This window comes from Luteococcus sanguinis (genome assembly GCF_039527675.1).
In the GTDB taxonomy this organism is placed as follows: Bacteria; Actinomycetota; Actinomycetes; order Propionibacteriales; family Propionibacteriaceae; genus Luteococcus; species Luteococcus sanguinis.
In genome coordinates this window covers 253312-275220 of record NZ_BAAAKI010000003.1, presented here as the reverse complement: position 1 = coordinate 275220, position 21909 = coordinate 253312, and the positions used below count along the sequence as shown (strand labels likewise).

Sequence of the window (21909 nt, the reverse complement as noted above, 5' to 3'; positions counted from 1 at the left end):
TCAATGAACCGGGGCCCTTTCGATGGTGGGCGACACTGGGTTTGAACCAGTGACCTCTTCCGTGTCAGGGAAGCGCGCTACCACTGCGCCAGCCGCCCGAGGTGGAGACGGGATTTGAACCCGTGTACACGGATTTGCAGTCCGTTGCCTCGCCTCTCGGCCACTCCACCAGGTGAAGATGGAATCTCACCATACTGGATGGGGCGAGAAGCCTCTCCGAGCGGACGACGGGATTCGAACCCGCGACCCTCACCTTGGCAAGGTGATGCTCTACCAACTGAGCCACGTCCGCATTGCTTTCCGACTGCGGTGACCCGCGTTCGGTGCGTTGAGAACACTAGCCCACGGTTGACGGCCCGTGCAAATCGTGAGTGACAACCGCGTGATTCCCCCGTGAACAGCCCTGGCCCGAGCCGCATCAAGCGCCCTCCGTGAGGGTCCAAGAGTCAGCGCTCCCCCGGTACCCAGACCCCTTCCGAGAGTCCTGGGCCTCTTGGATTTGTGGGGCGAGCGGGATGTGGGTAGTGTTCTCCAAGCAACGCGGGCGATTGGCGCAGTGGTAGCGCGCTTCGTTCACACCGAAGAGGTCACTGGTTCGAACCCAGTATCGCCCACCGCGTCAGGGCCGTTTCCACCAGGGAACGGCCCTTTTCGTCGTCCGGTTCCCGCCCTGGGTGGAGGATGCCCAGCCACGTCAGTAGGGCCACATTTGAGCCCTGCTTGACCGCTCCCAAGCCCAGAACGTGCGGTGCGACACCGTGTTTGACACCGTCCGACGAGACATTTCGTCGCCAATCCCATAAGCTGAGACTCGATCTCACACAGTGAGAGCCGGTTTGCGGATGTCCAGACCTGTGTTCAACGCTTGGCACACGGCACCGCTGCCGCCTTCCACACCACGCAAGGGAAAGGCAACGCGCATGACTGCTCCCGCACTGGTCCTGCTGTCGCAGGGATCATCGGACCCGCAGGTCGCTCACATCCTCCATGGGGTGCGCAAGCAGCTGCAGATGGCCCGGCCGGAGCTCAGCGTCCACATTGCCTTCCTCGACCATTGCCCGCCCACCGGTTCGACGGTCGTCTCGACGCTGGTCCAGCGTGGGGTGCGCGAGATGGTCTTCATCCCGCTCGACATGACGCGCGCTGTCGACCCGGAGCCCGCTGCAGTGGCCATGCTCTCCCGCGTGCGCGCCTCCTTCCCCGACGTCGCGGTCACGCTGGCCCGTCCGATCGGGCCGGCCACCGAGCTGCTGAACGTCCTGGACACCATGGTCCGCGAGGGCCTGCGCAGCGCCCACGCCGTCGAGCTGGACGGCCTCGTGCTGTCCACCCCCGGCACCGGTGACGTCCGCGGCAATGCCCTGATCGCCCGCCGTGCCCGCCAGTGGTCGACGCATCACCGCCTGCCGGTGGTCGTCTCCGTCGGTGACGGCTCCGGCCCCAACTCTGCCCAGGCCATCGCTGCGCTCCGCTCGCAGGGACGTCGTCACATCGGCGTCGGGAGCTTCTTCGTGGCCGGGGACGAGAACTTCCATGCCCAGGCTGAGCTGGCCCGCCAGGCCGGCGCGATCGCCGTCTCCGCACCGATGGGAGCGCACCCGCTGGTGCTCGACCTGGTGCTCGCCCGTTATGCCTTCGCCGCGATGGAACTGCTGGACAGCCAGGTGGCGCAGGACTCCTTCAATCGCGAGCACCCCTTCAGCCTGGCGAACTGACCGGGCAACCGCGGCAGCACCAAGCGCGCACGCAACTCGAAGGGGGCTGGCACCAGACGGTGCCAGCCCCCTTCGTCCATGCTCAGCAGCTCTTGACGCGTTCCATCTCCACGTCCACGTCGAAATCGGCGGGCGGCCAACCAAGGTCCATGTCCTGCAGGGTCTCGAGCAGGATCTGGGCAACGGCCCAGTTGCGGTACCACTTCTTGTCCGAGGGGATGACGAACCAGGGCGCCGAATCGGGATTGCAACGCTCCAGCAGGTCCGCGTAGGCCTCCATGTAGGCGGGCCACTTGGAGCGTGAGTCGACATCACCCGGGTTGTACTTCCAGTACTTCTCGGGGTTCTCCAGCCGCTCCAGCAGGCGGGCCTTCTGCTCGTCCGCCGAGATGTTCAAGAAGCACTTCACGACGCGGATGCCCGAGTCTGTGAGCTCCTTCTCGAACTCGTTGATCTGGTCGTAGCGCTGCTCCCACTCCTCCACCGGCACGAGCTCGTCGACACGCCCGATCAGCACGTCTTCGTACTGCGAACGGTCGAAGATACCGATCATGCCGGGCCCGGGCACCGCACGACGGATGCGCCACAGGAAGTCGTGCTGGCGCTCCTCATCGGTGGGCGCCTTGAATGCGTGCAGGTGGATGCCCTGCGGGTCGACCATGCCGATCGCATGGCGAATGACGCCTCCCTTGCCTGAGGTGTCCATGCCTTGCAGGATCAGCAGCACGCGCGGCGCCGACTCATCCTCACGGCCGTTGGCGTAGAGCCGCTCCTGCAGGTCCGAGATCTTGGGTCCCATCGCGAGCGTCTGCTTCTCGGCGTCAGCCTTGCCCTTGCCGGGGTAGCCGGGCGCGGCGGCCGGGTCGAGGTCCGCGATCCGCACACTGCCCTGCGGAGCTCGCAGCAACGCACGCAGGCTGCTGTCCCGTCCGACGACGGGCTCACCCGAGGTGCGTTTGCTGCTGCTCACCTTGCCCTGGCGCTTGCCGGACAACTTGTCGGACTTCTTCGATTCCGTCTTTGCCATCCGACCATTGTCGCGCGCCGGCGGGCGAGTGGGGGGCGAAAACGCGCTCCTGGCCCTGATTCCTCGGCGCGTCGTCAGCTCTTGGACCGGGCTCGGCTGGGCTGCACCCGCGGTGGTTCGCCGGGCATCTTCGGATACTCGGGCGGGTAGGGCATCTCCCCCTCGCCGGCCACCGCATCGCGCTCGTACCACTCGAGCGCGGTGGTCACCGGCGCCGGGGTGGACCGGTACAGGCCTGCCCAACGGTCCCTCAGCTCGGCGTACCGGGCAGGCATCGTCTGCACGGTGAAGTCGTCGGGAGAGACCTCGTCGAGCTCCTCCCAGAGCAAGGGTGCCGACACTGTCGCGGTGGGCACCGGACGGACGGAGTAGGCGCTGGTCATCAGCCGGTCGCGGGCCATCTGGTTGAAGTCGACGAAGATGCGCTCGCCGCGCTCCTCCTTCCACCAGTTCACGGTCACCAGTTCGGGCATCCGGCGGGCCAGCTCACGTCCGATCGCGATGGCGGCGTGCCGGGCGTCGATGAAGTCGCAGGGCTGGACCTGGGCGAAGACGTGGAGGCCGCGGCCACCGGAAGTCTTGACCCATGGGTCCAGGCCCGCCGCGGTCATCACCGTGCGCAGTTCGTGCGCTGCCGCGACGGCGTCGGGGAAGCCGGTCCCCGGCTGTGGGTCGAGGTCGATTCGGAGCTGGTCGACGTGCTCGGTGTCGGGCATCGTCACCGGCCAGGGGTGGAAGCGCAGCGTCCCGAGGTTCACCATCCAGACCAGGTCGGCGACGCTGGTTGGGGCCACCTGCTCGGCCGTCCGCCCCGAGGGATAGGTCACCTTGACGGTCTGCACACGCTCCGGCATCCCCTTGGGAGCCGCCTTCTGGTAGAAAGCGTCGCCGCGGCCATCCTGACGGGTGGCCATCACCATGCCGGGGTGCACTCCCCCGGGCCAGCGCTCCATGGTCGTCGGACGTCCATGCAGCGCGGCCAGCATCCCCTCGCCGACGGCGATGACGTACTCGGCCAAGTGCTTCTTGGTCAGACCCAGCTCGGGGAAGTAGACCTTGTCAGGGCTGGACAGACGGACGGCGTGACCGCCGATTTCCAGCTCGATGGCATCCTTGGGCATGTGCCCACCCTAGGGCCCACCAACCGGAGGGAGACCCATGACTGACATGCCCACGCCGAAGGTGCTGCTCAGCGAGGACGAATGGCGAGCCAAGCTGAACGACCTCGAGTACAAGGTGCTGCGCGAGGCCGGCACAGAGGCCCCCTTCGTCGGCGAGTACACGGACACGACCACCGAGGGCGTCTACTCCTGCCGCGCGTGTGGCGCCGAGTTGTTCCGTTCGGACGAGAAGTTCGCCAGCCATTGTGGCTGGCCGTCCTTCTTCGCCCCGCTGGCCGAGGACACCGTCCGCTACCTGCGCGACACGACGATCCCCGGCCGTCCGCGCACCGAAGTGCGCTGCGCTTCCTGCGACTCGCACCTGGGTCACGTCTTCGAGGGCGAGGGCTACGAGACTCCCACCGACCTGCGCTACTGCATCAACTCGGTCTGCCTGACGCTCGAGCCAAAGGCCTGATCCTGCCGAGCCCAGGCCAGGTCAGCTGGCGAGCACCAAGGGGTCGATCATCGAGGCCCCGTCGACTGCCTTGTCGATCAGGCCCTGGGCCTTCATGAAGGTGGTCATGTTGCCCCAGGTCCGCTCCACGATGGCACCCGTGATCTCTCCGTCGCTCTCGTAGAGCGGCACGGTGGCCTTCAGCGTGGCCAAGGCGTTCTTGCGCGCCGTCGCCTCGTCCAGGCCGGTGACATGGGTGGCGGCCACGGTCACAGCCGCCTCGGGGTCGGCGGCGACGGCCCTCATCGACTCGACCATCGCCTTCGCCACCGCTTGCGCCTCCTCGCGGTTCGCCTTGAGGTGCTCGAAGGTTGTGATCAGGCTGACGGCGACCAGCGGCACCTCGGGTGCCAGCTCAAGCTCGCGGACCGCCAAGCCGTTCTGCTCGAACTGGACCGCGTCATTGTTGGTGTAGCCCACCACCGCGTCCACCTTGCCGGTGGTCAGGGCGGCCTGGGAGGTGTAGCCGATGGTCTGGATCGTGACGTCGTCCTGGGTGAGGCGCGCGGTGTTCAACGCGACCAGCGTGCCGAACCAGGCCTCCCCGAACTTGCCCGGGATGCCGAGCCTCTTGCCCTTGAGGCCGGTCAGGTCGGTGATCGTCGAGTCTTCGGGGACGATCACCCGCACCGGGTAGTGCTGGTACATGGTGGCGATGGAGACCAGTTCCATGCCCTCGGTGAAGGCCTGCACCAGCTCGTCACCACCGGCGATGACGTACTGTTCCTGGCCTGCAGCCAGGGCCGTGAACAGACCCTCCTGCGCCCCATGGTGGCGCAGGGCAATGTCCTGCCCACCGGCAGCGAACACACCCTTGTCAACACCCCAGTAGAAGGGCGCGAACTGCACATTGGGGATGTAGGTGAGCCCGAGCACCGGCTTGGACGAAGTGGACGACGAACCCGACGCCGTCGCGGCCGACGTGGTGGCGTTGGGCGAGGTGGAGGCGGACGATGCCTGCTCTCCCGCCTTCTGGCTGGCAGTGCCATTGCAGGCAGCCAGACCAAGGGTGGTGGCGGCCACGGAGACCTGGAGCAGCTGGCGTCGGTTCATGGGTGTTCCTGTCGGTAGGTGCGGCGGGTGGGAATGGAATGGTCAATCAGCAGCGGCATCGGTGAAGCTGATGCGGTGCTCAAGCCAGCGGATGATCGAGTAGATCGTGGCCGCGACCAGACAGAGCACGCCGATCGTGGCAAACATCCCGGGGGTGTCGAGCCGGTCGCGCTGAATGGTGAGCAGCTCCCCCAAGCCAGACCCTCCCATCACCATCTCGCCGACGACCGCGCCGGTGATCGACAGGGTGAAGCCATTGCGCAGCCCGGCGAGTGTGGACGGCAGGGACAGCGGCCCCTCGATGTGGCGCAACAGGCTGAGGGTGCCGGCGCCATCCATCCGTCCGGCAGCCACCAGTTCGGGGTCGACGTGTCGCAATCCCAGCACGGTGGCCACCAGGATCGGGAAGAAGACCATCAGCGCGCACAGCACCATCACCGGGACGAGTCCGTAACCGACCCACAGCACCAGCAGCGGCGCCAGGACGATCGCGGGGATGGCCTGCGTTGCCCCTAGGAAGGGCTGGGTCGCGGCGGAGAACCACCGCGACTCATGGATCGCGACGGCCAAGGGGATGGCGACGGCGGCACCCAGCGTGGAGCCACCGAAAGCCTCGAAGAGGGTGACGCAGAGGGATCGCCAGAAGGAACGCGACGACAGCTGCAGGTGCAGGGCATCCAGCACGTCAGCCGGCGTCGGCAGTACGAAGCGCGGCATCTGGCCGATCTTCGCCGTGAGCACCCAGCCCAGCAGCAGTGCGCAGCCCAACGCCAACGGTGCAACGACCGCCCGCATCCTGCTGCCGATCACTCTTCGTCCTCCCGGTCGTCGTCATCATGACCCGGGGCATGCGGGAATCCGCGGGCTGGCCGACCGCGCGAGGCGTGTATCGGCACGCCACCGCGGCCTCGTCGCCACGACGAAACCAGCCAGCGCTTCCTCCCATCCGGACTTTCACCGTCGGTACCGGAATTCCACCGGTTCAACCGCCCAGCCGTACCGGCCTGGTCGGGTCGCGGACTCTCACCGCCGGTTCGGACTTGCACCGACCCCGGGAGCACTTTGGACCAAAGATAGCGCACCGGCCCGAAAACCCTGATGGGTTTGCTGGCCGGTGGGCAGGTCGTTCGGGGTGTTCAGCAGCAGCCGCAGGCACCTTCGGCCGGGGCGCCCCAGCTGGCGACGATCTCGGCGAGCTCGCGACGACGTCCGGTGAAGAAGGGCTGCTCCTCGCGCATGTGGGCACGGGCCTTGGCGGCGCGCAGGTCACGCATCAGGTCGAGGATGCGGTACAGGTCGTCCGCCTCGAAGCTGAGAAGCCACTCGTAGTCGCCCAGGGCGAAGGCGGCGATCGTGTTCGCGCGGACGTCCGGGTAGGGCAGGGCCAGCATGCCGTGCTCGCGCAGCATCGCCTTGCGCTCGTCCTCGGGCAGCAGGTACCACTCGGTCGAGCGGACGAAGGGGTACACGCAGATGTGCTGCTTCGCCTGCTCACCGGCCAGGAAGGCAGGGATGTGGGAGCGGTTGAACTCGGCGGCGCGGTGCAGGCCCACCTGGGACCACACGGGCAGCAGCGTCTGGCCCAGCTCGGTGGCGCGCAGGGCGAGGTAGGCGTCCTGGAGCACCTCGGAGTCGGGGGCGTGCCACCAGACCATCAGGTCGGCGTCGGCGCGGAAACCCGCGATGTCGTACCAGCCGCGAATGACCAGACCGCGTCCCTCGGTGGCCTTCTCGACCGCGGCCAGGGCCTCAGCCGCGGCATCGGCGCCGACGGCCTGGGTGCGGGCGAAGACCGAGTACATCGCGTAGTTGATGGACTCGTTGATCGACTCGGCGTTGATCCTGGCCTGGGGATTGTGCTCGTCGTGCTGGGTGGTCATGAAAGTGCTCCTTACCTGGCCTCGGCCCGCAAGGCGGGACCTTCGGCATGGATGAGTTCGACGATGCGGGTCAGCACGTCGGGGTCGGTGGTCGGCGGGACGCCGTGACCCAGGTTGAAGATGTGTCCTGGCGCCTTGGCGCCCGCGCGGATGACCTCGCGGACCCGCTCGGCCAACACCGGCCAGGGCGCCAGCAGCAGCGAGGGGTCGAGGTTGCCCTGGACGGCCTTCTGGCCGCCGATTCGGGCCGCAGCGACGTCCAGCGGGGTGCGCCAGTCCACGCCCACGACGTCGGCCCCGGCCTCCGACATGGCGGGCAGCAGCTCGGCCGTCCCGACCCCGAAGTGGATCCGGGGGACGCGCTCCCCCAGCTGGTCGAAGACGAACTGGCTGTGCGGCAGGACGCGCTCGCGGTAGTCCCGCTCGGACAGGGCACCGGCCCAGGAGTCGAAGAGCTGGACGGCCTGCGCGCCCGCGTCCACCTGCACCTGCAGGAAGGCGGCGCTGATCACCGCGAGGCGGTGGCACAACTCGGCCCACAGCTGCGGGTCGCCGACCATCATCGCCTTGGTGCGGGAGTGGTCCTTGGACGGACCGCCCTCGACCAGGTAGCTGGCCAGGGTGAAGGGGGCGCCAGCGAAGCCGATCAGGGGGATGTCCCCGAGCTCGGCGACCAGACGGGTGACCGACTCGGTGACGAAAGCGACGTGCTCGGGGGTCAGCGGGACGAGCTGGTCGAGGTCATCCATCGAGGTGACCGGCTTGGCCACGACCGGGCCGGTGCCCGCGACGATGTCCAGGTCGACGCCGATCGCCTTCAGCGGCACCATGATGTCGCTGAAGAAGATGGCCGCGTCGACGTGATGGCGGCGGACGGGCTGGAGCGTGACCTCGACGACCATTTCGGGATCGGCGCAGGCCTGGAGCATCTGCGTCCCGACGCGCAGTTCGCGGTACTCGGGCAGGGAACGTCCGGCCTGGCGCATGAACCACACGGGCAGGGCAGTGCCCTGGCGTCGGTGGGCAGCCGCGACGAGTGCGGGCTCGTGCGGGGCCGGGTCGGCGACAAGAGGCTGGTTCACGCCCGCAATACAACCACAGCCGCACAACCACAGCCGCGAAGGCCGGACGGAATCGGCGAGGGGCCCGGTCGCAGGCGTGACCGGCGAGTCGCTCCCGGCCCCGACAGCCCCCGTTGCATACCCTCGACCTGTGAGCCCCCAACTACCCGGACGAGCCAGCGCGCTGAGCTTTGACGAGCTGGCCCGGGAACTGGCGGCCTTCGGCTGGCGGTCCGAGGTCGAGGTGGAGGACATCCCCTCCCCGCAACGCATTGCGCCCCACTCGGTGGCGATCGCAGCCGACGTCATGAGTGGAAACGAGGAGCTGGGCAACGGTCGGCTGGTCTTGTTGCACGACCCGGCCGGAGTCGAGGCCTGGGAGGGCGAGTACCGCTGCGTGACCTTCGCGCGGGCCGAAGTGGACCTCGAAATGGTCACCGACCCCTTCCTGGCCGAAGTTGGCTGGTCGTGGCTGACGGACGCCCTGGAGGCCCACCACGCACCCTATGTGGCAGCGTCCGGCACCGTGACCGCCGTCTCCAGCCGGTGCTTCGGTGGGATGCAGGACGACCCGGATCGCGCCGAGGTGGAGATCCGTGCCTCCTGGACCCCATTGATCGACGATGAGCACTCCCTCGGCGCCCACCTGGCCGCTTGGCAGGACCTGCTGTGCATGACCGCCGGCGTGCAGCCGCTCCCGGATGGCGTCGTCCCCATCTCGTTGGGACGGGCTCGATGAGGGAGGAACAGCCGATCAGTGTTGGACAGCCGATCAGTGCTGGACAGCCGAACAGTGCCGCCACTCCCGCCGAGGCCACCCGCCCCAAGGAACAGGCACCACTGCCCGTGCTCGACATGCCCGCGGACGGTATTCCGGAGGTCGTCGACACCCCCGCAGCCCTGGCCGCCTGTATCGAGAGCCTGCGGCCGGGCACCGGCCCGGTGGCGGTCGACGCCGAGCGCGCACAGAGCTTCCGCTACTCAGCCAAGTCCTACCTCTTCCAGCTGCGGCGCGCGGGCTCGGGCAGCTTCATCATCGACCCGATCGCCTTCGAGGACGGCTCTGGCCGGGCACAGCTGGGCGACCTGTCGGAGGCGATCGAGGACGCGGAGTGGGTCATCCACGCCGCCACCCAGGACCTGCCCTGTCTCGTCGAAGCTGGAATGGTGCCCGAACGCATCTTCGACACCGAGCTGGCAGGACGCCTGCTCGGCCTCCCGAGGGTCGGGCTGGGCGCCATGGTCGAGCAGTACTTCGGCCTGCACCTGCTCAAGGAGCACTCCGCCGCGGACTGGTCCAGACGCCCGATCCCCAGCGACTGGCTCGTCTACGCGGCGCTCGACGTCGAGTTGCTGGTGGAGCTGCGCGAGAAACTGGCCGCCGACCTGGCCGCCGCCGGGAAGCTCGAGTGGGCGGAGCAGGAGTTCGCGCATTTGGTGGAGGTCTACCGGCAACCGCCCGAGCCCACCGGCGAGCGCTGGCGCCGTACCTCAGGCATGCACACCGTCCGCAGCCCACTGGGGCTGGCCGTCGTCCGCGAGTTGTGGACGACCCGCGACGAGATCGCACGTCGGCTTGACAAGGCACCCGGCAAGGTCGTGCAGGACAAAGCAATCAGCGAGCTGGCGGGCCTTGTCGGGCGGCCGCCGGCGGTCCCCACCAAGGAGCAGATGCGCCGTATCGACGGCTTCAAGCGTCGGACGGCCCGCCAGTACGAGAACAACTGGCTCGCCGCGCTGGAGCGCGTTGCGGAGCTGCCTGCCCGCGAGCTGCCGCCGGTGCGCACGCCGCTGGATGGACCGCCCATGCCGCGCCAGTGGGAACGTCGCTGGCCCGATGCCTTCGCCCGGTGGAATGCGGCCCGTCCCGCCACCCAGCAACTGGCGGAGAAGCTGTCGATGCCGCCGGAGAACCTGGTGAGCCCCGACACCCTGCGCCGGATCACCTTCGAGCCGCCGGTGCCGCTGACCCACGAGACGATCGACGCGCGGCTCGCCGAGCTCGGAGCCCGGCCGTGGCAGCGCCAGCAGCTGGTTCCCGTCCTGCTGGAGACGCTCGATTCCTGACGGTCGGTAGGGGCCGAGCCGGTCACCGACGAGGTCATCGCTTGGCTCGTGTGGTGAGCGGTCACAGACATTTGTCAGTGGCTGGTGCAAGAGTGACATCGTGGTCGCATTCTGGGAACGCAAGGCACCGGTCTACCTCTCGAGGTTGTTCTTCGCCGCCTCGCTGCTGACCATCGCGCACGCCATGTTCCGCGGCACCCGGTGGGTGCACTGGCTCGTGCAGGCATTCAGCCTGGTCGTGTTCCCGATCGACATCGGCGGACTCGGCCTGGCGGCCTTCCTGACGATCGTCGGCGCCGGCCTGCTGCGCCGCAAACGGGCCGCCTGGTGGCTCGCCCTCGTGTTCTTGTGCTTGCAGTGGATCCTGCCGGTGGTCGTGAGCGTCCTGGTGGCCCGCGAGTGGTGGCAGGGCCACAGCCTGGACGAGCCGCTCGAGCAGGCGATGCTCTCGTACCTGTTCAACTCCTTGTCGGTGGCGCTGTTGATCGTTGGGCTCGTGGTCGCGCGCCGCTCGTTCGCAGCCCGCCTGACCCCGGGCAACATGCGCTACGCCCTCGCGACCCTGGCCGTCGGACTCACCACCTCGGTGGCCACCGGCCTTCTGCTGGGGTGGCTCACCGGACACGAAGGAGGTCCGCGCAACCGGCTGTTGAGCATCCTCGACCACCTGGTGTTCGGCTCGGCGGCCTCGCGACCGCGGATGGTTCCCGAATGGGTCCAGCTCTTCGTGGGATCGCTGTTCGCGCTGACGATGCTCGGAGCATTGCTCGTGCTGCTGCGCTCCCAGCGCCAGCGGGCGAACCTGCCGCTCGATCACGAGCTGCACGTGCGCGCGCTGCTGGATGAGAACCCGGATGACTCGCTCGGCTACTTCAACACCAGACGCGACAAGCAGACCCGCTTCTCGGCCACCGGGCAGGCGGGGGTCGCCTACCGGGTGCAAGGTGGCGTGTGCCTGGCCTCTGGGGACCCGCTGGGCCGCCGGGAGCACTGGCCCGCCGCGCTGGCCAGCTGGCTCGAGATGGTGCGCCACTACGGGTGGACGCCCGCCGTGGTGGGCGCCTCCGAGGACGGCGCCGTCGCCTGGGACCGGGCGGGTCTTCGGGTCATCAGGGTGGGGGACGAGGCCATCCTGCGGCCCGACCGCTTCGACCTGGCCGGTCATGAGCTCAAGGCGGTGCGCCAGACCGTCGAGCGGCTGACCAGGGCCGGCTACCAGACGCGGGTGCGCCGTCACCGCGACATTGGGGCCGCCGAACTGCAACGGCTGATCGGCCTGGCCGACCGGTGGCGCGACGGCGACGACCGCGGCTTCTCCATGGCACTCAACCGGCTGGGGGACCCCCTCGACGGCAACTGCCTGCTGGTCGAGGCCTTGTTCCCGGACGACCACCTCGGCGACCGGGAGGATGCGCGGGTCGCGGGGTTGTTGTCCTTCGTCCCGTGGGGCCGCGACGGCCTGAGCCTGGACGTGATGAGGCGCAACCCCGAGGCCGACAACGGCGTGACCGAGCTGATGGTCACCGGCCTGATGACGGCCGGTCGCGAATTCGGGATCCGTCGGGTCTCGCTGAACTTCGCCGTCTTCCGCTCGACGATCGAGGAGGGGGAACGGGTCGGGGCGAGCAGGGTGCGGCGGCTGCAGCGTCGTACCCTGATGCTCTTCAGCCGGTGGTTCCAGATCGAGCAGCTGTACCGCTCCAACGTGAAGTACGCGCCGCAGTGGTCGCCTCGTTTCCTCGCCTACGAGGAAGCGGCCGATCTCGGGCCGGTCGGGGCGGCGATGGGTGTGGCCGAGGGCTTCCTTGATGTGCCGCATTGGCTCGACCCCCTGCCGGTGCCGCAGCAGCAGCTCGTTGCAACCGACGACCCGAGGGTGGTTGCCTTCCTCACTCGTCCCGGGACCGAGGTCGCAGCGCGACGGCTGCCCGAGCAGGTGCGGCGCCGGTTCGACGAGCGAGCCGAGATCATCGCCTCGGGAGCACAGGCCTATCCCGTGCACACAGGGGTCGATGCCCACTGCGCCGACGTGGCGGGAGCCCCCGGCCGGGCCATGACCGTTGGCGGACGGGTGATGGCGGTCAGCGACCACGGCGGTGTCGTGTTCGCCCGCGTGCAGGACTGGAGCGGCCAGGCGCAGGTGCTGCTCGACCAGGCCAGCCTCGGACGGGAGGAACTGCGGCGGTTCAGCCGCGCGGTCGACCTGGGTGACCACTTCTCGTTCACGGGGACGACGGGCGCCTCGCGCAATGGGTCGCCCAGCTTGCTGGCGCAGGCCTGGCAGCTCACGAGCAAGTGCCTGAGACCCCTGCCCGACAAACACCGTGGCCTGGCCGACCCGGAGCTGCTTGTCAGGAACCGGCACCTCGACCTGGTGATGAACCGTGCTTCCCGCGACCGTCTCGCCGCGCGGTCGAGGACGATCCAGTCGGTGCGGCAAACGCTCCTGGGGCGGGACTTCCTGGAAGTCGAGACCCCGATCCTGCAGACCATCCATGGCGGCGCGAACGCCCGTCCCTTCCGTACCCACATCAATGCCTACGACCTCGACCTCTACCTGCGCATCGCGCCGGAGCTCTACCTGAAACGGTTGATGGTGGGTGGGCTCGACCGCATCTTCGAGATCGGGCGCAACTTCCGCAACGAGGGTGCCGATGCCACCCACAACCCGGAGTTCACCGTCCTGGAGGCCTACCAGGCCAATGGCGACTACCAGTCGATGAGGGTGCTCACCGAACAGCTGGTGCGTGACGCGGCGGTGGCGGCCACCGGCGGGACGATCGTCCGGGGACGAGACCCACACGGCGTCGAGCACGAGGTCGACCTCGCCGAACCATGGCGATGGGTCAGCGTGCACGAGGCGGTATCACAGGCCTCCGGCGTCGAGCTGACGCCCGACACCCCGCGCGAGCAGCTGGCCGGCCTGGTTCGCCAGGTCGGCGGGGAGGTCGATCCGCGCTGGACCCGGGGCGCCGTGCTGGACGAGCTCTACGACCACTTCTGTGAGAAGCAGACCATGGCCCCGACGTTCTACTGCGACTTCCCGGCCGAGAGCTCGCCGCTCACCCGTCCGCACCGGGACGACCCGCGCTTGGCCGAGCGCTGGGACCTGGTCATGTTCGGCTCCGAACTGGGCACGGCCTACTCCGAACTGGTCGATCCGGTGGTGCAGCGAGAGCGATTGACCCAGCAGTCGCTGCAGGCGGCTGGTGGTGACCCGGAGGCGATGGAGCTGGATGAGGACTTCCTCACCGCACTCGAGTACGGCATGGCACCGACCGGCGGTCTGGGCATCGGCCTCGACCGGCTCGCGATGCTGATGACCGGCGCGAGCATTCGGGAGTCGATCGCGTTCCCTCTGGTCAGGCCGAGGAGCTGAGGTGGTCGAACCCACAGGGCAGGTCTCCCGCTTCAGCGGACGAGAAGTGCACTGGCGCCTGCGCGAGGGCCAGGGGCCGACGGTAGTCCTGATGGCCGGGTGCGGCCTGGCCATGGAATTCTGGGCCGATGTCGCGGCTGGGCTGGACGGTCGCCAGGTGCTGGCCTTCGACCGTCCGGGCTTGGGAGGCACGCGCTGGCCGGGGCACCTGCCCCGGTTGGACGAGGAGGTGGCGACCCTCACCGAGCTGCTGGAGGGCCACGGCGATGGTCCGGCCGTGCTTGTGGCGCACTCGATGGCGGCCTTCCACGCGGAGGCGGTCGCCCGCACCCGTCCCGACCTGGTGGCCGCTTTGGTGCTCGTCGACCCGTCCGTCGAGTGGTACGCGGCAGACCCTGGGAAGTCCTCCCTGGGCTGGGCACGGGGCATGGGGGTGCTGGCGCGATCCGGGTTCGGACGTCCCCTGGCCCTGGGCTGGCGGTTCGGCACCTTCCTGCAGTCGTACCGCGAGTGGTCGCGTCTGAGCCGCGGACGATTGGATGCCATCTATCGGGATGCAGACTCGTGGGAGATGGCCACGGCCGAGTCGCTCGGGTACGAGCGTCAGGCTTGGGACCTGCAGGAGCTGCGGGCAGAGCGTCCGCTGCCGGGCCTGCCGGTGTCGGTGCTGTCGGCCGCTGATGCCTCGGCAGGCGGCGCGGTCGCCGACCAGGCACGCCTGTGTCGGTTGCTGAACGGGCGCCAGCTGGTCGTGGAGGGGTCGCGTCACCTCATGATGCTGGATCGTCCGGACGCGGTGGTGTCAGCAGTCGGTGGGATCGCTGGCGCCGATGACGCCCACCACTCAGGATGTGCCGATTGAACCCTCGAAAAGCTCCCCTATTGGGGGCGCAGGACATTGGCGACGCCGGCGAGCAGTTCCCGCTCTGCAGCGGCCCACACGATGGCGTCCATGCCGACAATCCCGGTGCGGCGCAATGGACGTCAACCCCTCGTGCAATGGACGTCAACGCATGTTGACCGACTGCTGCACGTCCCGCGGTGACCGGGAGTCCTCCCATTGCCCGATCACATCCCGGGCGATCGCCTGGCCGGTGAGCCCCAGGCTCTCCAGCAGCTGGCCGCGCGAGGCATGGGGCAGGAACTCCTGCGGGATGCCGAAGTGGTGCACCGGCACGCCCACCCTGGCTTTCGCGAGCGCCTCGGCCAGATGGGAACCCGCCCCGCCGACGACCATCGAGTCCTCGATGGTGACCACGAGTGCGTGCCGGCTGGCCATCTCGACCAAGGCGTCGCTGACCGGTAGCGTCCAGACCGGGTCCACGACATTCGCGTCGATGCCTTGCTGATGGAGCCGTTCGGCCACGTCGAGGGCCAGGCCCATGAACTGCCCATAGCCGACCACGAGCACCTCGGGACGCTCGGCGACCCGGAGCAGGTCGAGCCCGTCCTGGGTGCGGACTGCCGCGATCGGGTCGGGCAGCTTCTCCTTGGAGTAGCGCACCACGGTTGGGGCGTCGTGAACGGTGACGGCGACGTCGAGTGCTTCGGCGAGGCGCTGCCGGTCCCGGGGCGAGGCGAGCCGCAGCCCCGGCACCAGACCCAGCATCGAGACATCCCACATGCCGTTGTGGCTGGCACCGTCCGGGCCCGTGACCCCAGAACGGTCGAGGGCGAAGGTGACCCCCTGACGATGCAGCGCCACATCCATCAACACCTGGTCGAAGGCGCGGTTCAGGAAGGTCGAGTAGACGGCGAAGACAGGGTGCAGACCACCGGCGGACAGGCCAGCGCAGGAGGTGACCGCGTGCTGTTCTGCGATGCCGACGTCAAACACGCGGTCGGGGAAGACATTCGCGAAGCGGGCCAGGCCGACCGGGTGCAGCATGGCGGCCGTGACAGCGACCACCTCGGGATGCTCGGTGCCTATCCGGATCATCTCGTCGCCAAAGGCGTCGGTCCAGGTGCTCTGCAGCTGCGCGGACAGCGGCTCGCCGGTGAACTCGTTGATGGGAACGACCGCGTGGAAACGGTCCTCCTCGTGCTTCTCGGCCGCCTCGAAACCGCGTCCCTTGCGGGTCAGGGCGTGGACGATCACCGGCCCGCCGAAGTTCTTGGCCGACTCCAGCGCACGCTCCACAGCGCCCAGGTCATGGCCGTCGATCGGGCCGACGTACTTGAGGCCAAGGTCAGCGAACAGGCCCTGGGGGGCCAGGACATCCTTCAAGCCTGCCTTCATTCCATGCAGGACGTCGTAGGCGCCGCGTCCGAGCAGCGGGGTCTTGTTGATCTGTCGCTTCGCGACGTCGAGGATCTGCTCGTAGCGACGATCGGTGCGCAGCGCAGCCAGGTGCGTGGCCAGACCACCGACGGTTGGCGTGTAGGAGCGCCCGTTGTCGTTGACGACGATCACCATCCGCAGGTCCTCCTGGACCGCGATGTTGTTCAGGGCCTCCCACGACATGCCACCGGTCAGGGCACCGTCGCCGACGAAGACGACGACCGTGCGGCGCTCCCCCTTCAGCCGGAAGGCCTTCGCCAGGCCCTCACCCCAGCTCAGCGAAGTGGACGCGTGCGAGTTCTCGACCCAGTCGTGCTCCGACTCGGCGCGTGATGGGTAGCCCGACAGACCGTCTCGCTGACGTAGGCCGTCGAAGGCGTCGGCCCGTCCCGTCAGGATCTTGTGCACATAGCTCTGGTGGCCGGTGTCGAAGACGATCGGGTCGGTCGGAGAGTCGAAGACCCGATGCAGCGCGATCGTGAGCTCCACCACGCCGAGGTTCGGGCCGAGGTGTCCGCCGGTGCGAGAGACATTCGTGATCAGGAAACGCCGGATCTCGTCGGCCAGCTGTTCCAGCTCGGCGCGCGACAGACCACGTAGGTCACTGGGCTGCTTGATCGAGCCCAGCAGGGTGCTCCCGTCCGAAAGGGTCATGAGGGATATCGTAGTGCGGCAAACCTCACAGTCGCCCCAACCTCGCGGGGGGCTCCGGCCCCACGGGTGTCCACAGTCACCCGTCCCGCACTCACAGGCGACGCAGGAAGACCCGTCCACGCAAGGACTCCTCCACCAGCATCACGGCCCGGCGCACCCGGACCAAGCGAGCCCCCTCGGCCTGGACCACCTCCGTGGCCCGGTCGAGCACATCATGGTCGACAAAGTCGGACAGGCTCGCCCGAGTGGTGGCGAGCGCCTCCCGCGAGGACCGGATCTGGCCCTCCACGAACTCCGCTGCATAGCGGGCCAGCACCACCGGATGGTTCCGCAACACCGGGTAGGCCCGGTAGTCGGCCGGGCACTGGTCGAGCAACCAGGCAACCGCGGACTGCTCCCAGTCGCTGGCACCGGCCGGCAACACCTCCTCGGGCCAGCCGGGCGGGGTATAGATCGCATCGCTGGGCGCACCGCCACCCTGGAGGGAGTTGCTCAGTGCCGACCTGAGCCCTCCCCCGGCATGGAACTGTTGCTGACCGTTCGCGCGTCCGTGCTGCTTGAAGGCCACCGCCGCCATAGCACCCTCCTCGAATTATTTCAGTTCGATTATAGGTCGATGCAGATGCCCCGGCAAGAGGTCCTTCCAAGCACCGACACCCAGACCATCGCAGCGCCCTCCGACAGTTCTGGGGCGACGGTCCGCCCCGGCGTTCGAATGCGGCACACTGCCCACATGAGCCAGAACCAGGACCTGTTCTGCCGGATCGCCGCCGGCGAGGAGCCTGCGCACGTCGTCCACAGCGACGAGCTGCTGGTGGCCTTCCTCGACATACGTCCGGTGTTCAAGGGGCACGTCCTGCTCTGCCCGCGCACGCACGTCAGCACCTTGCTGGACCTGCCGGACGACATGACCACTCCCCTGCTGAGCACCGCACGCACCATAGCGGCGGCCATGGGTCCGGCGCTCGGCGCCGAAGGCACCTTCGTGGCCATGAACAATGTGGTGAGCCAGTCGGTACCGCACCTCCACGTCCACGTGGTGCCGCGCAGCAAGGGTGACGGCCTGCGGGGCTTCTTCTGGCCTCGGACGAAGTACGCCGACGAGGCCGAGGCTGCCGACTACGCAGACCGGTTGCGCGCACAGATGCTCAGCGGTTTGCGCTGATCGTCCTCGCTACCGACTCCAGGGCAGTGGACAGCTGTTCTGCCGTGGCGGTGCCGCCCATGTCGGTGATCTGGATGCCGACATTGCCCACAGTGCCCAGTGCGGTGACGGTCGAGGAGGTCTTGGAGTCGGTGGTGGCACTGGCGACCTGCCCCACCTCGACACCCGAGCTGGCTGCACTGACCTCGATGACCTTGGCAGTGCCCTTCATCGTCGAGCCATTGATCTCGGCGCTGTAGCTGGCGCACGCGACCGCAGCGGCGCGGTTGGCGGCGACCAGCTGCTCGGCCTGGTCGCTGGACCCAAAGGTGCGCAGCAGCACCAGGTAGTCGTCCGTGCCGGCCAGACTCACGCCACCCGAGTCGGGCAGCAGGTGCGCTGCCGCCAGCGTCGCCTGCTTGCAGGCAGCCGGGGAGTAGGTGACCTGCTCCAGGCTCGCGGCCAGCTGGTTGCCATAGGCACCCTGCTTGGCCTTGGTCTGATACTCGCTCGAGGCGACCTCCACGGACTGGCCGTTGATGGTCGCACCCTTCAGCAGGCCTGCCAGTTGGGCGTCGGTGTAGGCCTGCTCGGAGATGGCCGCGGTGCTCGCGTCATTGGTGGACGCCGAAGGCTTCTCGGTGGCCCGATAGGTGGCCTGGCCGGATGTGGTTGCTGCCGGAGCAGTGGAAGCGGGGACGCTGGAGGCGGAAGCGCTCGAGGACGTGGGTGCCGAAGTGTCGTCGTCCGTGCCACCGCAGGCGCCGAGGGCAAGCACGAGCACTGGCAGCAGAGCCAGGACGGGACGACGGGTGGCAACCATGCGGCACTCCTCAGTTCGGCGTTGGGACGACTCTACTTGCCGGCATGAAACAGGGGCCGCACCGGATTGGTGCGGCCCCTGTCGGGCCCTGTCGGGCGGCTACCGAGGCTGGTGGCTCAGTTCGCCATCAGCTGGCGCAGCACGTACTGCATGATGCCGCCGTTGGTGTAGTAGCCGCGCTCCCCGGGGGTGTCGATGCGCACGACCGCGTCGAACTCCACGACGGAGCCGTCGGCCTTGGCGGCAGTGACCTTCATCGTCTTCGGCGTGCGGCCCTCGTTGAGCTCCGTGACACCGACGACCTCGAAGGTCTCCGAGCCGTCGAGGCCCAGCGAGTCGGCATTCTGGCCCTCGGGGAACTGCAGCGGGAGGACGCCCATGCCGATCAGGTTCGAGCGGTGGATGCGCTCGTAGCTCTCGGCGATGACGACACGAACACCCAGCAGCGCGGTGCCCTTGGCGGCCCAGTCACGCGAGGAGCCCGAGCCGTACTCCTTGCCAGCCAGCACGACCAGCGGGATGCCGGCTTCCTGGTAGGCGACGGAAGCGTCGAAGACCGTGGTGACGGGGGCGTCGGGCTTGGTGAAGTCCTTGGTGAAGCCACCCTCGGTGCCGGGCGCGATCTGGTTGCGCAGGCGGATGTTGGCGAAGGTGCCGCGGATCATCACCTCGTGGTTGCCGCGACGCGAACCCAAGGAGTTGTAGTCCTGGCGCTCGACGCCGTGTTCGGTCAGGTAGCGGCCCGCAGGCGAGTCGGACTTGATCGAACCGGCCGGGGAGATGTGGTCGGTGGTCACCGAGTCGCCCAGCTTCAGCAGCACGCGCGCGGCATGGATGTCCTCGACGGGGGTCGGCTCGGCCGGCATACCGTCGAAGTAGGGCGCGCGACGGATGTAGGTCGACGCGTCATCCCAACTGAACAGCGCCCCCTCGGGGGTGTCGAGGTTCTTCCAGCGGTCGTCACCGGCGAACACGTCCGCGTAGCGGGACTTGTACATGTCGGAGCTGATGGACGAGTTGATGACCTCGTCGATCTCCTCGGTGGTCGGCCAGATGTCGCGCATGAACACGTCCTCGCCCTCGGGCGTGGTGCCCAGGGGCTCGTTGTCCAGGTCGATGTCCATGGTGCCGGCGAGCGCGTAGACGATCACCAGCGGCGGGGAAGCCAGGTAGTTCATCTTTACGTCGGGGCTGATGCGGCCCTCGAAGTTGCGGTTGCCCGACAGGACGGCGGTGACGGCCAGGTCGTTCTCGTTGACCGCGGCGGAAACCTCGGGGATCAGCGGGCCAGTGTTGCCGATGCAGGTGACGCAGCCGTACCCGACCGTGTTGAAGCGCAGCAGGTCGAGGTAGGTCTGCAGGCCCGACTTCTCGTAGTAGTCGGTGACGACCTGCGAGCCGGGGGCGACGGTGGTCTTGACCCACGGCTTGGGCATCAGGCCCTTCTCGATGGCCTTCTTGGCGACCAGCGCAGCGCCGATCATCACCGAGGGGTTCGAGGTGTTGGTGCACGAGGTGATCGAGGCGACGGTCACCGCACCATTGGCGAGCTCGAAGGAGGTGCCATCGGCCAGGGTCACAGGAACCTTGGTGGTGGGGTTCGACGAGTAGGTCGGAAGGACCTCGTTGAACTTCTCCTTCGACTCGGCCAGAACGATGCGGTCCTGCGGACGCTTCGGGCCGGCGATCGAGGGGACGACCGTGGTGAGATCGAGCTCGATGTACTCGGAGTAGACCGGCTCGCGCTCGTCGTCGTGCCACAGGCCCTGGGCCTTGGAGTAGGCCTCGACCAGCGCGATCTGTTGCTCGTCACGACCGGTCAGGCGCAGGTAGTCGGTGGTCTTGTCGTCGATCGGCCAGATCGCGATCGTCGAGCCGTACTCGGGCGACATGTTGCCGATGGTGGCGCGGTTGGCCAACGGCACCTGGGAGACGCCGGGGCCGTAGAACTCCACGAACTTGCCGACGACCTTGTGCTCACGCAGCATCTCGGTGATGGTGAGCACCATGTCGGTGGCGGTCACGCCGTCGTTGAGCTTGCCCGACAGCTTGAAGCCGACAACCTTGGGGATGAGCATCGAGATGGGCTGGCCAAGCATGGCCGCCTCGGCCTCGATGCCGCCCACGCCCCAGCCCACGACGCCCAGGCCGTTGACCATGGTGGTGTGCGAGTCGGTGCCGACGCAGCTGTCGGGGTAGGCCTGCAGCACGCCGTCGACGGTGCGCGGGAAGATCACCCGGGCCAGGTTCTCGATGTTGACCTGGTGGACGATCCCGGTGCCCGGGGGGACGACCTTGAACTCGTCGAAGGCGCTCTGTGCCCAGCGGAGCAGCTTGTAGCGCTCGTTGTTGCGCTGGTACTCGACGTCCACGTTCAGGTTCAGGGCGTCCGGGGTGCCGAAGTACTCGGCGATGACGGAGTGGTCGATGACCATCTCGGCTGGGGCCAGCGGGTTGACCTTGTCGGCGTCGCCACCGAGGTCGGCAACGGCCTGGCGCATGGTGGCGAGGTCGACGACGCACGCGACGCCGGTGAAGTCCTGCATGATCACGCGGGCGGGGGTGAACTGGATCTCCTTGTCCGGCTCACCCTGCGGGGCTCCGGCGGCGAGCGCCCTGATGTCGTCCGCGGTGATGTTGGCACCATCTTCGGTGCGCAGCAGGTTCTCGAGCAGCACCTTCAGGCTGAAGGGCAGCTTGTCGTGCCCGTCGACCGCGTCCAGGCGGAAGATCTCGTAGTTCTGGCCGTTCACCTCGAGGGTGGACTTGGCCCCAAAGCTGTTGACGCTCATGCATCACTCCTGATCGGGCTCTGCTCGGCATCGCCGCCGAGGTGTCTTGACATCAAGATATCACCGAAACAGCCACCACGGAAGGCGACCGGGCCGACAACTCGTCACCAGTCTGCTACACCACATCCAGCCTTGCCAGCGCGCCCACCCCGTCCGCAAATAGGCGCACGGATCGTGCCGTAAATGCCCGCCTCGGAACCGAGATCAGGAGGCCTTGGGGTGCCCCTCGGAAGTCTGACGACGCTGCTCGTCGTAGAGCTCGCGAAGTTCCGGGTCGCCCATCACCAGGTAGACGAGGCCGCAGTCCTGCGGCCCGGTGACGCCCATGTGGCACAGGGTGCAGGGCTCTCCGGCACGGATCGGGCACTTTGGCGTGGGCTTGGACACGCCCTACATTCTGCTCCCCCGGCAATCCT

18 protein-coding genes, 4 tRNA genes and 1 riboswitch are annotated in these 21909 nt (G+C 68.0%); of the genes, 8 read left to right on the top strand and 14 right to left on the bottom strand.

The features are described 5' to 3' along the window. Positions 1 to 23: 23 nt before the first annotated feature. From ABD089_RS03610 to ABD089_RS03600, 3 genes are all read right to left on the bottom strand, one after another. Positions 24 to 98, bottom strand: a tRNA-Val gene (locus ABD089_RS03610). 1 nt (position 99) lies between these two features. Beyond that, positions 100 to 170, bottom strand: a tRNA-Cys gene (locus tag ABD089_RS03605). Between the two features lie 49 nt (positions 171 to 219). Next, positions 220 to 292, bottom strand: a tRNA-Gly gene (locus ABD089_RS03600). Positions 293 to 542: 250 nt separating this feature from the next. On the opposite strand from ABD089_RS03600, the gene ABD089_RS03595 reads away from it, so the two are divergent. Beyond that, positions 543 to 614: transfer RNA gene (locus ABD089_RS03595), tRNA-Val, on the top strand. A gap of 306 nt (positions 615 to 920) precedes the next feature. Continuing rightward, on the top strand, positions 921 to 1715 hold the full coding sequence (locus ABD089_RS03590; protein ID WP_343884832.1) for a sirohydrochlorin chelatase: 795 nt from the start codon (positions 921 to 923) through the stop codon (positions 1713 to 1715). 82 nt (positions 1716 to 1797) lie between these two features. Here ABD089_RS03590 and ABD089_RS03585 read toward each other — a convergent pair whose 3' ends face one another. Together ABD089_RS03585 and ABD089_RS03580 are read right to left on the bottom strand one after the other, a co-directional pair. After that, positions 1798 to 2742 (bottom strand): polyphosphate kinase 2 family protein, encoded by a 945-nt coding sequence (locus ABD089_RS03585; protein WP_343884831.1) that lies wholly within the window; start codon positions 2740 to 2742, stop codon positions 1798 to 1800. 74 nt (positions 2743 to 2816) lie between these two features. Then, positions 2817 to 3863: a DNA polymerase domain-containing protein gene (locus ABD089_RS03580; RefSeq protein WP_343884830.1), complete on the bottom strand. Its 1047-nt coding sequence runs from the start codon at positions 3861 to 3863 to the stop codon at positions 2817 to 2819. A 37-nt stretch (positions 3864 to 3900) separates the two neighbouring features. Here ABD089_RS03580 and msrB point away from each other — a divergent pair, with 37 nt between their 5' ends. Next, a complete protein-coding gene (gene msrB / locus ABD089_RS03575; protein ID WP_343884829.1) occupies positions 3901 to 4320 on the top strand; it encodes a peptide-methionine (R)-S-oxide reductase MsrB in 420 nt (139 codons plus the stop codon). A 21-nt stretch (positions 4321 to 4341) separates the two neighbouring features. Here msrB and ABD089_RS03570 read toward each other — a convergent pair whose 3' ends face one another. From ABD089_RS03570 to hemE, 4 genes are all read right to left on the bottom strand, one after another. Further along, entirely contained in the window at positions 4342 to 5412 is a 1071-nt protein-coding gene (locus ABD089_RS03570; RefSeq protein WP_343884827.1) for an ABC transporter substrate-binding protein, read from the bottom strand. 42 nt (positions 5413 to 5454) lie between these two features. Further along, positions 5455 to 6222, bottom strand: coding sequence for an ABC transporter permease (locus tag ABD089_RS03565; RefSeq protein WP_343884826.1), 768 nt, complete (start codon positions 6220 to 6222; stop codon positions 5455 to 5457). A 120-nt stretch (positions 6223 to 6342) separates the two neighbouring features. Further along, positions 6343 to 6475, bottom strand: a riboswitch (FMN riboswitch). Between the two features lie 73 nt (positions 6476 to 6548). After that, positions 6549 to 7292 carry a hydrogen peroxide-dependent heme synthase gene (hemQ, locus tag ABD089_RS03560; protein WP_343884825.1) on the bottom strand — a complete coding sequence of 248 codons (744 nt, stop codon included), beginning with the start codon at positions 7290 to 7292 and terminating at the stop codon, positions 6549 to 6551. Between the two features lie 11 nt (positions 7293 to 7303). Beyond that, complete coding sequence (hemE, locus tag ABD089_RS03555; protein ID WP_343884824.1) at positions 7304 to 8374, bottom strand: uroporphyrinogen decarboxylase; 1071 nt, start codon at positions 8372 to 8374, stop codon at positions 7304 to 7306. Between the two features lie 130 nt (positions 8375 to 8504). Between hemE and ABD089_RS03550 the strand changes: the two genes are divergently transcribed. From ABD089_RS03550 to ABD089_RS03535, 4 genes are all read left to right on the top strand, one after another. After that, positions 8505 to 9092 carry a DUF3000 domain-containing protein gene (locus ABD089_RS03550; protein ID WP_386769368.1) on the top strand — a complete coding sequence of 196 codons (588 nt, stop codon included), beginning with the start codon at positions 8505 to 8507 and terminating at the stop codon, positions 9090 to 9092. After that, a complete protein-coding gene (locus ABD089_RS03545) occupies positions 9089 to 10420 on the top strand; it encodes an HRDC domain-containing protein (protein WP_343884823.1) in 1332 nt (443 codons plus the stop codon). Before ABD089_RS03550 ends, ABD089_RS03545 begins: the two co-directional genes overlap by 4 nt. A 100-nt stretch (positions 10421 to 10520) precedes the next feature. Continuing rightward, complete coding sequence (gene lysX, locus ABD089_RS03540) at positions 10521 to 13799, top strand: bifunctional lysylphosphatidylglycerol synthetase/lysine--tRNA ligase LysX (protein ID WP_343884822.1); 3279 nt, start codon at positions 10521 to 10523, stop codon at positions 13797 to 13799. 1 nt (position 13800) lies between these two features. Further along, positions 13801 to 14661: an alpha/beta fold hydrolase gene (locus tag ABD089_RS03535; protein ID WP_343884821.1), complete on the top strand. Its 861-nt coding sequence runs from the start codon at positions 13801 to 13803 to the stop codon at positions 14659 to 14661. A gap of 144 nt (positions 14662 to 14805) precedes the next feature. On the opposite strand, the gene dxs is transcribed toward ABD089_RS03535, so the two are convergent. Both dxs and ABD089_RS03525 read right to left on the bottom strand, forming a co-directional pair. Beyond that, positions 14806 to 16734, bottom strand: coding sequence for a 1-deoxy-D-xylulose-5-phosphate synthase (gene dxs, locus ABD089_RS03530; protein WP_343884820.1), 1929 nt, complete (start codon positions 16732 to 16734; stop codon positions 14806 to 14808). Between the two features lie 91 nt (positions 16735 to 16825). Next, positions 16826 to 17311 carry a hypothetical protein gene (locus tag ABD089_RS03525; protein WP_343884819.1) on the bottom strand — a complete coding sequence of 162 codons (486 nt, stop codon included), beginning with the start codon at positions 17309 to 17311 and terminating at the stop codon, positions 16826 to 16828. Between the two features lie 156 nt (positions 17312 to 17467). Here ABD089_RS03525 and ABD089_RS03520 point away from each other — a divergent pair, with 156 nt between their 5' ends. Continuing rightward, complete coding sequence (locus ABD089_RS03520) at positions 17468 to 17899, top strand: HIT family protein (RefSeq protein ID WP_343884818.1); 432 nt, start codon at positions 17468 to 17470, stop codon at positions 17897 to 17899. On the opposite strand, the gene ABD089_RS03515 is transcribed toward ABD089_RS03520, so the two are convergent. From ABD089_RS03515 to ABD089_RS03505, 3 genes are all read right to left on the bottom strand, one after another. After that, the gene (locus tag ABD089_RS03515; RefSeq protein ID WP_343884817.1) at positions 17883 to 18701 is read right to left on the bottom strand and encodes a hypothetical protein; all 819 of its coding nucleotides are present in this window, start codon (positions 18699 to 18701) and stop codon (positions 17883 to 17885) included. The genes ABD089_RS03520 and ABD089_RS03515 overlap by 17 nt on opposite strands. Positions 18702 to 18817: 116 nt before the next feature. Then, positions 18818 to 21493 (bottom strand): aconitate hydratase AcnA, encoded by a 2676-nt coding sequence (gene acnA / locus ABD089_RS03510; RefSeq protein WP_343884816.1) that lies wholly within the window; start codon positions 21491 to 21493, stop codon positions 18818 to 18820. Between the two features lie 204 nt (positions 21494 to 21697). Beyond that, positions 21698 to 21880, bottom strand: a complete 183-nt coding sequence (locus tag ABD089_RS03505) for a DUF6767 domain-containing protein (protein WP_343884815.1) — start codon at positions 21878 to 21880, stop codon at positions 21698 to 21700. Between the last annotated feature and the right edge of the window lie 29 nt (positions 21881 to 21909).